This window comes from Pseudoalteromonas sp. SK18 (genome assembly GCF_001974855.1).
Classification (GTDB): Bacteria; Pseudomonadota; Gammaproteobacteria; order Enterobacterales; family Alteromonadaceae; genus Pseudoalteromonas.
In genome coordinates this window covers 116,663-131,158 of sequence record NZ_MTQB01000005.1, presented here as the reverse complement: position 1 = coordinate 131,158, position 14,496 = coordinate 116,663, and the positions used below count along the sequence as shown (strand labels likewise).

Annotated in this window: 10 protein-coding genes; 5 read left to right on the top strand and 5 right to left on the bottom strand. The window is 39.3% G+C overall.

The window, feature by feature from the left end; genetic code table 11:
- Positions 1–26: 26 nt before the first annotated feature.
- On the bottom strand, positions 27–3,212 hold the full coding sequence (locus BW139_RS05850) for an HD domain-containing phosphohydrolase (protein WP_076918996.1): 3,186 nt from the start codon (positions 3,210–3,212) through the stop codon (positions 27–29).
- A 196-nt stretch (positions 3,213–3,408) separates the two neighbouring features.
- Between BW139_RS05850 and BW139_RS05845 the strand changes: the two genes are divergently transcribed.
- On the top strand, positions 3,409–4,107 hold the full coding sequence (locus BW139_RS05845; RefSeq protein WP_076918994.1) for a 2'-5' RNA ligase family protein: 699 nt from the start codon (positions 3,409–3,411) through the stop codon (positions 4,105–4,107).
- 45 nt (positions 4,108–4,152) lie between these two features.
- On the opposite strand, the gene BW139_RS05840 is transcribed toward BW139_RS05845, so the two are convergent.
- From BW139_RS05840 to prmB, 3 genes are all read right to left on the bottom strand, one after another.
- On the bottom strand, positions 4,153–4,539 hold the full coding sequence (locus BW139_RS05840; protein WP_010391373.1) for a DUF4112 domain-containing protein: 387 nt from the start codon (positions 4,537–4,539) through the stop codon (positions 4,153–4,155).
- Between the two features lie 126 nt (positions 4,540–4,665).
- Entirely contained in the window at positions 4,666–5,763 is a 1,098-nt protein-coding gene (gene aroC / locus BW139_RS05835; protein WP_076918991.1) for a chorismate synthase, read from the bottom strand.
- A gap of 91 nt (positions 5,764–5,854) precedes the next feature.
- The gene (gene prmB / locus BW139_RS05830) at positions 5,855–6,790 is read right to left on the bottom strand and encodes a 50S ribosomal protein L3 N(5)-glutamine methyltransferase (RefSeq protein ID WP_076918988.1); all 936 of its coding nucleotides are present in this window, start codon (positions 6,788–6,790) and stop codon (positions 5,855–5,857) included.
- Between the two features lie 297 nt (positions 6,791–7,087).
- Here prmB and smrB point away from each other — a divergent pair, with 297 nt between their 5' ends.
- Together smrB and BW139_RS05820 are read left to right on the top strand one after the other, a co-directional pair.
- Positions 7,088–7,645: an endonuclease SmrB gene (gene smrB / locus BW139_RS05825; protein ID WP_008114517.1), complete on the top strand. Its 558-nt coding sequence runs from the start codon at positions 7,088–7,090 to the stop codon at positions 7,643–7,645.
- A gap of 17 nt (positions 7,646–7,662) precedes the next feature.
- Positions 7,663–8,586 (top strand): AEC family transporter, encoded by a 924-nt coding sequence (locus tag BW139_RS05820; RefSeq protein ID WP_076918987.1) that lies wholly within the window; start codon positions 7,663–7,665, stop codon positions 8,584–8,586.
- A gap of 54 nt (positions 8,587–8,640) precedes the next feature.
- Here BW139_RS05820 and sixA read toward each other — a convergent pair whose 3' ends face one another.
- Positions 8,641–9,117, bottom strand: a complete 477-nt coding sequence (gene sixA / locus BW139_RS05815; RefSeq protein ID WP_076918984.1) for a phosphohistidine phosphatase SixA — start codon at positions 9,115–9,117, stop codon at positions 8,641–8,643.
- 184 nt (positions 9,118–9,301) lie between these two features.
- Here sixA and BW139_RS05810 point away from each other — a divergent pair, with 184 nt between their 5' ends.
- Both BW139_RS05810 and BW139_RS05805 read left to right on the top strand, forming a co-directional pair.
- Positions 9,302–12,025, top strand: coding sequence for an insulinase family protein (locus BW139_RS05810; RefSeq protein ID WP_076918979.1), 2,724 nt, complete (start codon positions 9,302–9,304; stop codon positions 12,023–12,025).
- Positions 12,026–12,076: 51 nt separating this feature from the next.
- Positions 12,077–14,317, top strand: a complete 2,241-nt coding sequence (locus tag BW139_RS05805; protein ID WP_008114510.1) for an EAL domain-containing protein — start codon at positions 12,077–12,079, stop codon at positions 14,315–14,317.
- Positions 14,318–14,496: the final 179 nt, after the last annotated feature.

Sequence of the window (14,496 nt, the reverse complement as noted above, 5' to 3'; positions counted from 1 at the left end):
AGCGGTTTAATTTTAACGCTTTGGCCCTAGGTTATATATTTAGAAATATCTACTTCATCTATTTGTTCAGCATTGAGATAGCGCTTAGCATAATCAAGATAAATACCTGAACTTAAAAATAATTCAAATACGGCTTTATCAACATGATGATCGGCCACCATTTTAGCTAATATACCTATGGACTCACTGAGTGTTTTTGCCTTTTTATAGGGCCTGTCGGCTGCTGTTAATGCTTCAAAAATGTCAGCAAGTACCAGCACCCGTTCAGGTATCGATAAATCATCGGCACTTAGTTTACGAGGATAGCCAGTTCCTTTTAATGTTTCATGGTGAGTAGAGGCAAAACGCGGGACACGCTCCAACTCTTTAGGAAATGGTAATGTATCGAGCATACGTATGGTACTTATAATATGCTCATTAATTTTAAACCTATCTTCTGCGGTAAGGGTGCCTCTAGAAGTTTGTAAATTATAAAGCTCCCCTAAATTATATTTATATTTACACGGAGCAATTTTTATTCCTAAACGCTCGTCATATTCAATCGGTTTATCATGAGGAATTAAATGCCAAGGCTTATCGCTGAGTAGCTTTTCAGTAGCAGGCAGCGTGTCACTCGTTTGTGCATAGCGATACATTTCGACAGGTGAAAGCCCTAGCTTATCGTCAAAGTGCCGCACCCAAGTAACATTGCTTAGCAAGGTTAAACGCTCAAGCGAGGCTGCTGTGATTTTTTCGCCGCCAATATTACACTGTGCAATAAAGGCAAAATCGTCCAGTAATTGTTGATGTTTAGCTGCCAACTGCTTAGCTAGCTCACTCTGATTTTTTGGGGTTTGTTGCAATGACTTGTAGTAATCAAGCTCGGCATCTCGCCAAAGGACTTCAAACCGTGTTCTTACTTCATGAATACGATTATAAATCACTTCCAACTTAGTGCCTTTATCGACAATGTGCTCTGGAGTAGTTATTTTACCGCAATCATGTAACCAAGCAGCTAAGCTAAACTCTTCAATCTCCTCATCACTTTTAAATTTAAACGTTTGAAAGGCAGGTAACTCTGATTCTGAAGCGGCTTTAGCAAGCTCAATACCTAGCTCTGGGACACGTTCGCAGTGTCCCGCAGTGTAGGGAGACTTATCATCAATTGCTTGAGCTATAAGCTCAACAAACGAAGCCATGAGTGCTTTTTGGCTTTCTTCGTGTTGTTGTATCGACTTGCTCATTTCGACCATAGAGCTGGCTAAAGTATTAATTTCTTTAATATGACTTTTTAAGGTTGAGACTTGCTTAAACTGACGATTTTTAATTTTATTATTTTCACCCACCAGCGTTTTAATTGGGGCAACAATGGGGGATGCAAAAAACCACGACACAGGTAATATCAAAATAAGGCAAACAGCAGTAATGATAAGAGAAAGCTTTATTTTTTTCCGTGTAGAACTCAATACATCTTCTTTAGAAACCATAATGGCTAAGTAACCTGTACTGGCTAGCGATAAATAGTCAGATAAAGGCTTAATAAATACATACTGTTCTTTGCCATTAATATGCACTAACTTTAAATTAGAGAAATTACTATCATCGTCTAATAAAGTAATTAATTGCTCATAGGGGACAGTGCCCACAATTTTTGATTTTTTCTCTGGATTAGTATTAAGCCATTTATCACTAAGTTGTTGTTTAAATTGCATAGGCAGTTGCGTGGCTGCATAGTCAAACAAGGCTTTTAATTGAACGTCTTGGTTATGAAATAATAAGTGATAGTCATTTGAAAAAAGCGCGGCACTTTCTTCATCTAGTTGATTATACTGAACCCCATCAATAAAAAATTGTTGTTGGATATATTGTAATACCGCCTTGCTGTCTATTCCCGCATAGGTATCACCATTGGCTACATGCGTTAACAACGTTTTTGTATTGGGAACCTCTACTAAGTTAATTTCTGGAAATTGCGCTTGCAATGTTTTTACAATTGACCAGCCCTCACCCACTGCAACTGACTTACCAGCAAGTTGCTGTATGTGGGTGATTGGTGGGTTGCTCTGATGGTTAACAATACTCAAAGGCAAATTTACCATGGGTGTACTAAGCATACCTAAGGTATTATTCGTTGTGGTATTAACTACAGGATGAAGTACATCTATCTGATTATTTTTAAATAAATTAAGTAATTCTTGCCAACTAAGTCCATTAACATAATTTATCTTAATACCCAGTAGCTGCGCAATCGCATTGATATATTCAATACTGTAGCCATTGGGCGTACCACTAACACTAAAGTCCATAGGGGCCCAATTTGTTTCGTTTGATACTGTAATAGTCGGGTATTGTGCAATTACTTTTTGCTGTTGCTCGCTTAGCGTTAATTGTTTCAAGCTTTTGTTTTTATCAACCTTATCTTTCTGATTTGAAGCAACAATCTCTCCTTCTCGATTATATATAAATAACTGCGCAGAGTTATGCATATCTAACTGCTGCTGTTGTGTTAATAAATAATTAGAAATATTATCGACCATAACTCCAAGAGCTAACACATGGTCTTTGCCTTTGGTTTTAATCGAGTAGGTTTGGCCTGAAGTTTGTAAATGCGAGAATAAGTAAGGTTTAGTTTTATTCACCTGCTCTGAATTTGCTTGTTTAAACCACGTTTGCTCTCGAGGATCAAAAAACGTCGGTTTATTGGTTTGTTTTCTTAAGTTAAAATCAGCATCAAAGTAGTACCTGTGTTCTACCCTTTGCCCTTTTTCGGTTTTAATATGGATCACAACCCACCGGTCATTATCAACCGTATTTAAACGCTCTCTGACTATTTTACCACTCTCAAGATTGATAATTTCATAAAAGTCTCCGTTGCTATAGCCCATAGAAAATGCGTAAAACAAAGGGTTTAATTCCATTATTTCGCTCAATACATTACGCAGCTCTGTTTTGTCTGAAAAGTTACTACCTACTAGTGAAGTATTTTTAACCATCATATTTAAAGTATTTTCAGATTTTTCATTGATGCGTGATAGGTAATCAGCAACAGATTGCGTGGTCATATTGAAATGCAGCAGGTTAGACTCTAGTGCCATTTTTTCGCTGAAGTAATACTGTAAACTAGTGGCTATAATGGCGGTAATAGACGTTGCCAATACAAATACCGCCACAACCGTTAAACGAATAGAAAAGCGCACTGTTCTTTTTAACTTATTTAACGCTTTAAATATCATTGAACTTTCCTTGAAGCACTTTTAAGAGCAATAAATACAGAGAGTTGAATACTGCTAAAAACAATATCCATAATCCGTATGGAGCTAAAGTAATATTAGTCACAAAATCAAAAATATAAAACTTTATGCACTTATTTACTGATCACTTAATTGCGCTTACCATATGCCAACCAAAAACCTAAATTGACTCACTCTTATGGTTAAACAACACAGCTCTTTATCGTGGCTATTTATCTCTATTACATTTTTAACTCTGTTGGCTACTTCTGCCAGCAGTTATGCAAAAAGCATAAGTATTAACGTATTTGCTATTCCTTCTAAGCCTATTGTTGAGCTAGTCGCTAACACCAGCGATAAATTAGCTACGAACCAAATTACTACGTTTTACCAACAAGGGTTACCCGTGCACGCCACCTTGTATTTAACTGATTATCCCGTTGAAGCACAAAACGAAATTAAGCAAATGGTAGAGCGTATTGCCAAAGAACATCAGTCGTTTGAGATAAAAGCCAATGGATTTAGTGTGTCACCAAGTAATTGGGCATTTATAAATTTAGAAAAATCATATCAATTACAACGATTGGCAGATGAGGTTACCCTTAAGCTTGAGCCGCTTCGCGATCATCAAGCACCAGTGCCTAGTTGGGTAAAGCATTACCCTAATAAACTTGTGGCTTTTGAACGTTATGGCAGCCCTAATGTATTTCAGAATTTTCAGCCGCATTTAACACTACTCGCGAATGAACAAAGCGCAGCATTAGCGTTAGTAAAAAAAGCACTGCACGCTGAGCCACCGCAAGCACAAGGGGAAATAATTGGGATTGGAATTGGAGTGTCTGATCAATTTGGTCAACAAAAAGAAATACTCGCTAAGTACTTTTTTGATGCCAAATAAATAGTTAATAACAGGGCTAATTACACACTTTGTAACTAATAATGTTTATGGGTTTGTAGTTAGCTTATCTGTTAAATGTTTTTTAAGTATGCGGGTGTTACGCGTATTTGCTTTAAACATGGCATCAAAAATATCTCCAAAAAATGGAATGAGCCCGCCAACAAAATCAATCAACATATTTATAATAATACGGCTTTTTACTCGCTTGCTAACACCTAAGCGCTGCGCTTCAATTAGTACATAGCCAGACAAAATAAGCCCTGCTAAATCACCTATCACAGGTAAAAGCCCAATCAGCGACTCTACACCAAATTTAAATTTAGTAAACGGAATACCAATACTGCTATCAGTAAAGCGGCTAAACTCTTCGAGTCGTTTTATGGTGGCTTTATATTCAGTTTGTGAGATGGAAGCTTGATTGTTTTTTTGCATACTAACAGCTCTCTTATTTTTAGGTGCGCTGAGCACATTTAAATTATTGAGCGGCAATAAAGATGTATAGCCTGTATATACTAAACGCACTATTGCCCGTTTAGTATAGTTTTAAACGTAAGGCGCTTAAATAGCGCCTTTAATTGGCCCATGTTCGTGGTTTACATGTGGGTTTTGACCGCGTTGACGAAGCAAATGATCCATTAAAGTAATAGCCATCATAGCCTCAGCAATCGGAATAGCACGAATGCCTACACAAGGATCGTGACGACCTTTGGTGATCATTTCAACCGCTTCATTTTCCGTGTTGATACTATTACCGGGAATGGTAATACTTGACGTTGGCTTTAGCGCAATTGATGCGATTATATCTTGCCCAGTTGAAATACCTGCAAGCACGCCGCCGGCATGATTTGAGGTAAAACCATCAGGGGTTAACTCATCACGATGCTCTGAGCCTTTTTGCTCGACTACATCAAAGCCATCGCCAATTTCAACGCCTTTAACAGCATTAATACTCATTAATGAATGTGCAAGTTCGGCATCTAGCCTATCAAATACTGGCTCACCTAATCCAACTGGTACATTTTTAGCCACTACTTTTACTTTGGCACCCACTGAGTCGCCTTGCTTTTTTAGCTCGCGCATATATTCATCAAGTGCTTCAAGCTTACTTGTATCTGGGAAGAAAAATAAATTGTTTTCCACTTCGTCCCAATCGTAGTTTTCGGCTTTTATTGGCCCTAATTGACTCAAGCACGCGCGTATTTCAATACCATGAAACTGCTTTAAATACTTTTTAGCAATGGCGCCTGCCGCAACCCGAATAGCGGTTTCACGTGCAGATGAGCGGCCACCACCACGGTAATCGCGTAGGCCGTACTTGTGCCAGTAGGTATAGTCACCATGACCTGGACGAAATACGTCTTTAATTTTGCCATAATCTTGTGAGCGTTGATCGGTATTTTCAATTAATAAACCAATACTGGTACCGGTGGTTTTACCTTCAAAGACGCCCGCTAAAATTTTAATTTGATCGCTCTCACGGCGCTGCGTGGTATAGCGACTTTGTCCAGGCTTTCGACGATCTAAATCGTGTTGTATGTCGGCCTCTGTTATCTCAAGGCCTGCGGGCGTGCCATCCACTACGCCGCCTAATGCAACGCCGTGGCTTTCGCCAAAGGTGGACACTTTAAATAACTGCCCTATGCTATTACCTGCCATTAACTTTCCTCATTCCTAATGACTTATAGCCGAGAATTAACTCGGCTATTGTTTTGCCCAGCCATTTGGGATGAATGGCTAGTATTAATTATTACTGTGCAAAGTAGGCATCTAGTTGTTGCTTGCTAATAACAAACACACCTAATCCGCCTTGTTCAAACTCAATCCATTCAAATGGTGCGCCTGGATACAGTGCATCCATATGTACCATAGAGTTACCTACTTCGACAAATAACAAACCGTTATCTGTTAGATGCTCACTAGCTTGATCTAAAATAGTACGTGTTACATCAAGGCCATCGTGACCCGATGCTAACCCAAGCTCTGGCTCGTGGTGGAACTCACGTGGTAAATCAGCCATATCTTCAGCATCAACGTACGGTGGGTTTGCTACGATTAAGTCATATTTTTGCCCAGGTACACCACTGAATACGTCAGACTGGATCGGTAATACACGCTCACTTAGTTGATAGTCAGTGATATTAATATCAGCCACTTCAAGCGCTTCATAAGATATATCAACCGCATCAACTTGCGCATTTTCGAATGCTTGTGCCAATGCAATCGCGATACAACCTGAGCCCGTACATAAATCTAAAATACGCCCAACTGACTCTGGCTGCTCTAGCCAAGGTGTAAAACGATTATTAATAAGCTCAGCAAAAGGCGAGCGAGGAATTAATACACGTTCATCCACATAAAATGGCATATTGGCAAACCATGCAATGTTGGTCAGGTATGGAACTGGGGTAAAATCGTTAATGCGCTCGGCAATTAAGCCTGCTAAACGGTTTTTTTCAGTGCTGGTTAAACGGGCATGCATCAGCTCTTTGGGTGCATCAATTGGCAAGCTAAGTGCTGGTAATAACAAACTTACCGCTTCATCCCATGCGTTATCGGTGCCATGACCAAAGAAAATACCGCTACTTGCAAATTGACTTGTCGTCCAACGAAGCCAATCGTGTAAGGTTGAAAGTTCTGCAACAGCTTCATCCAGGGTTGCTTCTTCTATTAGTAATTCACTCATCAGTATTATCTGCCTGCTACTTTCAAAAAATTAACTCAATCGGGGCACACTATGGGCCCCATGATTGCCCTATTGTATACCCAAGCCACCTCTAGGTGCGAGTGACAGTTAGAATTAAAAGTAATTTAAACAAGGCATTGATTGCAAGTGTAATAGTCACTCTGTTGTTCAAATCAATAACGCAGTATAAATCGCTTTTAAACTAACCTTATTGGCGCCGTACTATGCACCTCAAAGCTGCTTGGGTATCACACCTTTTTACTCGATTTTTACCACTTTTTTGTTTAGACTGCCGCTATGAAAAAAGATCCACACTCAAACAATCTAATTAGCCCTGATGACATTGACTTGTTTCGTCAAAGTATCAGCGGTGCGCGCGTGTTCAAACAAGACACTCACCGTTTTAGCAATAAACCTAAAGTGTCACAAGCGAAGCAATTTGCCCAGCAAAAAAAGCAACAACAATCAGAATTTTTCTTTTCTGATGAATATGTGCCCGATATAGACACTAACGGCACTGTTAATTATGTGCAACAGGGTCAGGATCGTTTTTTAGCGAAACAACTTCGCCGAGGGGATTTTATACCTGATTTAACCCTCGACCTGCATGGCTTAAATAAAGAAGTAGCCAAGGATGAGCTCGCAGGGCTTATTCATGAGTGTAAAAAAAAGCATTATTACTGCGCCTGTGTTGTACACGGAATTGGCGGCCATATCCTCAGGCATAAAGTGCCGCAATATTTAGTGCAGCACCCCGACGTTATTGCTATGCATCAAGCACCACTTGAATATGGCGGTAAAGGTGCAGTACTCATATTAATTAACTTACCGCAAAGTGATGAGTTTAGACGCTAATCAATAAGAGCCCTTTAGTGCATATATTTTCGATTATATTCCCGCTGATTTTTATTGTGCTATGTGGCTATATTGCTAGTCGCAGTGGCTTTTTAGAGCGCATCCACATAGCGGGGTTAAGCAAGTTTACTTTTTATATTAGTGTGCCGAGCTTTTTATTTTTAAATATGGCCAAAGCAGACTTACAAACCAGTGTCAGCTTAAATGGTTTTTTAAGTTTTTACATTCCCGTTATTTTAATTTACTTTCTTGCCCTGGTTATTGACCGCTATATTCTCTCTAAACACCCTCAATACGAGCGTCACAGTGTGTTTGCCCTTGGCAGTAGTTATTCAAACACCGTATTAGTGGGCTTGCCGATTATTATTGCCGCATTAGGCGAGCAAATGATGGGCATTATTTTTATGATCATTACCTTTCATAGCGCGTTATTGTTCACCCTTACTTTTTTAATTAGTGCAAACAGCGCCAGTCATGTGTTTTCCTGGTCAGCATTTGCCAAGAATATGCTACTCAATCCAGTGGTGTTAAGTATTAGCACTGGTTTATTGGTTAATTTGGCAGGGGTTACTTTATTTGCTGATTTAACTAATGGCTTAGCACTTTTAGCTAAACCTGCAATTGCCTGTGCGTTATTTGTTTTGGGCGCCAACTTAGCCTTTTATAAAGTTAGCGATAACTGGCAAGCAGCAGCTATTGCCAGCCTATTAAAATTAGTCATATTACCTGCCTTGGTGTTATTGCTAGGCACACACGTATTTACACTTAATGAGTCACTGTTAAAAGTACTGGTACTATTAAGTGCATCGCCATTAGGCGTTAATGCCTATTTAATTGCATGCCAAATTAAGCAACATCAAGATACCCTAGCCAGTGCAGTGGTTTTATCTACAGTGTTAAGTGTGCTGAGTTTTAGTGTATGGTTGACCATTTTACTTTAGATAAATGCCTAACCACGTTTTATTGTCAGGCTTTAAGCTGGGGAGATTCGTAGTTTATACGGTTACATTAGCTGGCGCATTTATGGTGATGTAATCACTTTTAAGGCTCACTTCATTGTAACTAATTTGGGCAACTGCACCGGTGTTAAAAATTGGCATATTACCCGGGCACAGTTGGTCAACCAAATAGCTCACTATGGGCATATGGGCAACTACAAGCCAGGTATCGCATTCGGGGTGAAGCGCAATTAGCGTTTCTAAATAATCTGCGGCAACCTGGGGGTTCCCATCAGGAATAATATCGTGACAGGTTTCTTCAAATAAAAAGTGATTACTTTTTTTAACAGCCTCGGCCGTTTGCTGCGCTCTAACATAGGGACTAACTAACAAGCCACTGGGAGCGTGCATTTTTTGCAACCATAAACCCATCTTTTCAGCTTGTTGCTGACCCACAGAAGTCAAATTTCTACTGACATCATCAGCCTGCATAGGTATTGCTTCACCATGACGCATTATCAAGATTGTTTTCATAAAAAATCAACCAATTAAAGAATATAAAACAGTAGCCAATTTGCTCGAATTTCCGCTATATTAATAACTCAAACCTATTTATTTTCTTAAAATAGTTCTTTCATGATGTTCAGGTAAATAGCGTCGCATTCCTGAAGTTATCATCTGTTGTTAACAATTATACGTTTAGTTTCAGGAGCATCATTTGAAAATCAGCACTAATGATAACAGAGCTTACCGCACACTAACACTGGACAATGGTCTAAAAGTGCTTTTAGTGCACGATCAGGACTCAGTAAAAGCGGCAGCCTCCATGGCTGTAAACGCCGGCCACTTTGACGATCCTCTTGATAGGCAAGGCTTAGCGCACTTTTTAGAGCACATGCTGTTTTTAGGCACCGACCTGTATCCTGAATCAGGCAGCTTTAATAATTTTGTCTCTCAATCTGGTGGTAACACCAATGCTTGGACTGGCACGGAGCATACTTGCTACTTTTTTGATATTAATAACAATCATATTGAATCGGCGTTAGCGCAATTTAGCCGTTTTTTTATAGCGCCCACATTAAACCCCGCAGAAACCGAAAAAGAACGAAATGCTATTGAAGCTGAGTTTAAATTAAAGATTAAAGATGATGGCCGACGTATCTATCAAGTGCATAAAGAAACGGTCAACCCTGCACACCCATTTGCTAAGTTCTCCGTAGGCAACTTACAAACATTAGCTGATAGAAAACGCTGTATTAGTGATGAATTACGTGACTTTTTTAATCAGCATTACCAAGCTCAATGGATGACTTTAGTGATTTGTGCCAATGAATCATTAGATACACTTGAGGCATGGGCAACTCAGTATTTTTGCCTAATTAAAGGCAAAAAAGGTAAGTTAAAGCCACCTATAGAAGCGCCGCTTTATCGCAGCCAAGATTTAGGTAAGTTGCTTCATATAGAGCCACACAAACACGTACAAAAGCTAATTATTAGCTTTGCCATGCCAAACATAGACGATTTTTACCGTCATAAAACAGTTAGTTTTATTGCCCATTTACTAGGGTATGAAGGGCAAGGCTCGCTATATTCGGTACTTAAAGAACAAGGTTGGATCAATGCTCTGTCTGCCGGAGGTGGCATCAACGGTAGTAACTTTAAAGATTTTAATATTAGTATGGCGCTGACCGATGAAGGCATTGAATACTACGAAGACATTATTGAAATGGTATTTGAATACATTTGCTTAATAAATAACAACATCAGCAAATTGCCTCGCCTGTATCAAGATAAACAAAAGCTGCTGCAAATCGCATTTGATAACCAAGAAAAATCTCGACTGATTGACTGGGTCAGTAATTTAAGTATTAACATGCAACATTACGATGAAGTTAATTACTTACAGGGCGACTATTTAATGGAAGGCTTTAAAGCCACCACCCATGAAATGGCGATGCAATGGTTAACCCCTCACAATATGCGTTTAGTGCTGATTCATCCGGGTGTAGAGCCTGAACATACAGCTGCTTGGTATAACACACCGTATAAAATTGAAAAACTGTCACTACATTGGCTCGAAGCGCTGGCACAAATTAGTCAGCCACAAGGTGAAATGTTATTACCTACCGCAAATCCTTATTTAGCTAAAGATGTTGTTTTATATCCAATAGAGTCGCAGCAAGCTCATCCAACGTTGCTGGTAAAAGAAGCTGGCTTTGACTTTTGGTTTAAACAAGATGCCACCTTCAGAGTGGCCAAAGGGCATTTTTATTTAGCCATGGACTCTGACTTTGCAGTTAAAGATGTAAAACATATGGCATTAACTCGATTGTTTTCTGATTTGTTTATGGATAGTGTTGGCGAGCAATTTTACCCAGCGGAGCTCGCGGGCTTAAGTTATCACTTGACCTCTCACCAAGGCGGCTTAACTTTACATACTGCGGGGCTATCTTCAAGCCAACTTGAGCTGGTTGATCAACTAATTGATACACTATTTAACGTAAAAATTTGTGCTAAACGCTTTGCTGAATATAAAAAGCAACTAGTAAGGCATTGGCGCAATAGCAACCAAAACAAACCTGTTAGTGAGCTCTTTAGTATATTAGGCGCTAAGATAATGCCGTGGAACCCAAAGCCTGACGAGTTAGCAAATGCACTTAAAGATACCTGTTTTCATCAGTTTAATGAGTTTAGACAGGCGTTTTTTAATGCGCTTCATGTTGAATCTTTTTTACATGGCAATTGGCAGCAAAATGAGGCGCTTGAGTTTCAGAAAAAGGTGGCACTGCACCTTAAAAAGTCAGCGGTCATAGAAGATTTAAAGCGCCCACTTTTTGAAATTACCAAAGTGACTCGTTACGAATTAGAACTCGCTTGTAGCGATAATGCTATGGTGATTTACTACCAAGCATTAAGCGATGATGTTGATGAAAAAGTAAAAATGATGGCGCTTAATCATTTAATTAATCAAGATTACTTCAATGAGCTAAGAACCACACAACAACTGGGCTATTTAGTTGGTGCCGGTTATGCGCCCTTTAATACCCGTGCCGGAATTGCTTTTTATATTCAGTCACCTAAATTTGAACCTAGCACGTTACTGCACAGGCATAACGTGTTTATCAGTCAGTATTTATCAACCATTGATGAACTAACAGAGCAAGTCTGGCAGCAACAAAAACATGGGTTAACAACGCATATTGCCGAAAAAGACAAAAACTTGCGTTTACGTTCACAACGTTTATGGCTTGCTATTGGCAATGGCGATCATCAGTTTCATATGCAGCAACGCCTGCTGGATTCTTTAAACGCGTTAACGCTTGAAGATTTAAAAATCTATGCAGCTGAAATTTTCAATGTAGATCGCCCAAGATATGAGCTTTTAAGCGCTAAAACTGCGAATCAATCGGAGAATCTACCACTTTATTCGCATTCTCTTTGACTCTTGCTCGCGCTTGATTTAGATTGTCTTTTGTAAATAAGAAGTAAGACAATGAACAAAATAAAAATAATAAAATACATTCTATTGTTGGCCGCTTTGGCCACAGCCTACTCTGCTAGTGCATTCGAGTCATCGTTTAGCTTGAACTTAAATGCGCTAGTCGTTAGCGTGTGCGCAATAATGTCATTACTGTTAATTTATTTGTTAACGGTTATTCACTCACTAAAACGCTCACACTCTCAATTACAGCTGTCTGAAAAACGTTTAAAAAGTACCGTAGAAGGCAGTGGTGACACGCTATGGGACTGGAATATAAAAACCGGAAAAGTTATTCGTATTAACGACAAGTACGTAATGAATAGTAGCAATCTAGTAGAATTTCCACCGAATAAAAGCCTAATACACCCCCGTGATTTAACCCATGTAGACTACCTATTAAAAAAACACTTTGCTGAAGAGAGTACTTTTTTCGAAGCTACTTATCGTATTAAAGATAGTTTTGGTAAATGGCATTGGGTACTCGACCGTGGCAAAATAATTGAAAAAGACGCGAACCTTAGCCCACTGCGAATGACTGGCACGGTAAGAGATATTTCGCAGTTAAAATCAACCGAAGAGCGACTGAACCTATTTGCAAAATGCGTTGAGTCACTCACTGATGCACTGGCTATATATGATAAAGACTTTAAGCTTGTTGATATTAATCCCAGCTTTTTAACTTTGTTTGGCGGTGTACGTGAGCAATACCTTAAAAAAGAATTTCATTTAGCCGGTTATGACAAAAGCTACATAGAAACCATAAAAGACACCGTTCGAAAGCACGAGCATATTCAAGAAGAAGTAAAGCTGCGCAATAGCGATCATGCTTTACTACCATTTGAAATCTCGATAGATGAAATTAAAAACGCGCAAAATCAAATTACCAATTATGTCGTAGTATATTCTGATTTAACCGAGCGTAAAAAAACCGAGTCTGAGCTCAATAATTTATCTAATCGAGATCGCACCACCAGCTTACCTAACCGTAATTTGTTTTTTTCTGACTTACAAAAACTAGCCAAGCAGCATTCTCACCATGCCTTGTTAGTATTTGATTTAGATAACTTTAAAAAGATAAATGACTCATTGGGTCATCAGTTAGGTGATAGCTTGCTAGCAAAACTTGCTATGCGTTTAAATAAGCTCACCCGTGAAAATGATGTATTTTATCGCCTTGGTGGTGATGAGTTTGCGCTTGTTATGTCTAACACCAACGATATTCACACTATTACCCGCATGGCTAAACAATTTTTAGCGGCAATAGCCACACCATTTAAAATGGCAGGTCATGAACTTGCTATCACCTCAAGTGTAGGAATTGTACTGTTTCCAGAAGATGGTAATACCCCCGAAATACTATTAAAGAACGCCGATACCGCCATGTATCATGCGAAAAAGAAAGGCAATAGCTACCTGTTCTTTAATGACACCATGAATCGCCAAGCAGTAAAACGACTGCAAATAGAAAACCTAATGCGCTTTGGTTTAAAAGAAGATCACTTTGAGGTGTATTACCAACCTAAAATGAATATTCGTACGGGTAAGCTTGCCGGAATGGAAGCCTTGGTGCGCTTTATTACCCCTAAAAAAGGCATTATTAGCCCCGGTGTATTTATTCCAATCGCCGAAGAAACAGGGCAAATTATTGAAATTGGTGAAGTGGTTTTAAACAAAGCTTGTCGTGATGTAAAGCAATGGCTAGACGCTGGATTATTTAACGCTCGTGTAGCGGTAAATTTATCGGCCAAACAATTTAGCCTACCCGATTTAACCTCTCGCATTGATGTGATTTTACAAAAAAATGAACTGCCCTCTTACTTTTTAGAGCTTGAGATCACCGAAGGTACGGTAATGGACGACCCACAAGAAGCGATTGCTATTATGCGCTCTTTAAGTGCCCGTGGCATTCATTTAGCCATGGATGACTTTGGTACTGGGTATTCATCGCTGGCGTATTTAAAGCAGTTTCCACTGAATACGCTTAAGGTAGATAAAGCCTTTATTGATGATATGAAAACAGAACGTGGCCGCAATATGGTGGACTCTATCGTCACAATTGCACATAACCTTGATTTGCACGTAGTTGCAGAAGGTGTAGAGCAAGCATCGCAAATAAGCATACTTGAAGAACTAAACTGTGAAACACTGCAGGGTTATTACTACTCTAAGCCACTGTCAAAAGATGAATTTACTGCGTTTTTAAAACAACAACAGAGCCAATCAAAACTAAGTTTAATTAGAGCGACGAGTTAAGCACGCCATAAGCACGTTTTTACGCCGATATTACGTATCAAGGCACGTCGATAATGCAGATTAAATAAACACCAAGCCGCAGGCCCCAACAGTCCCCCCAAAAATAGCCAGCGCTTAACGGGCATACCCTTTTTAATGGTTTCAATATACATAAGTATGATAAACACACCACTGAGTAA

Excerpts from the sequence above, each read along its gene's own strand:
- BW139_RS05805 (WP_008114510.1), top strand. The coding sequence starts at position 12,077 with ATGAACAAAATAAAAATAATAAAATACATTCTATTGTTGGCCGCTTTG.
- BW139_RS05840 (WP_010391373.1), bottom strand. The coding sequence starts at position 4,539 with ATGCAAAAAAACAATCAAGCTTCCATCTCACAAACTGAATATAAAGCC.
- aroC (WP_076918991.1), bottom strand. The coding sequence starts at position 5,763 with ATGGCAGGTAATAGCATAGGGCAGTTATTTAAAGTGTCCACCTTTGGC.
- BW139_RS05845 (WP_076918994.1), top strand. The coding sequence starts at position 3,409 with ATGGTTAAACAACACAGCTCTTTATCGTGGCTATTTATCTCTATTACA.
- BW139_RS05850 (WP_076918996.1), bottom strand. The coding sequence starts at position 3,212 with ATGATATTTAAAGCGTTAAATAAGTTAAAAAGAACAGTGCGCTTTTCT.
- sixA (WP_076918984.1), bottom strand. The coding sequence starts at position 9,117 with ATGAAAACAATCTTGATAATGCGTCATGGTGAAGCAATACCTATGCAG.
- smrB (WP_008114517.1), top strand. The coding sequence starts at position 7,088 with ATGAAAAAAGATCCACACTCAAACAATCTAATTAGCCCTGATGACATT.
- prmB (WP_076918988.1), bottom strand. The coding sequence starts at position 6,790 with ATGAGTGAATTACTAATAGAAGAAGCAACCCTGGATGAAGCTGTTGCA.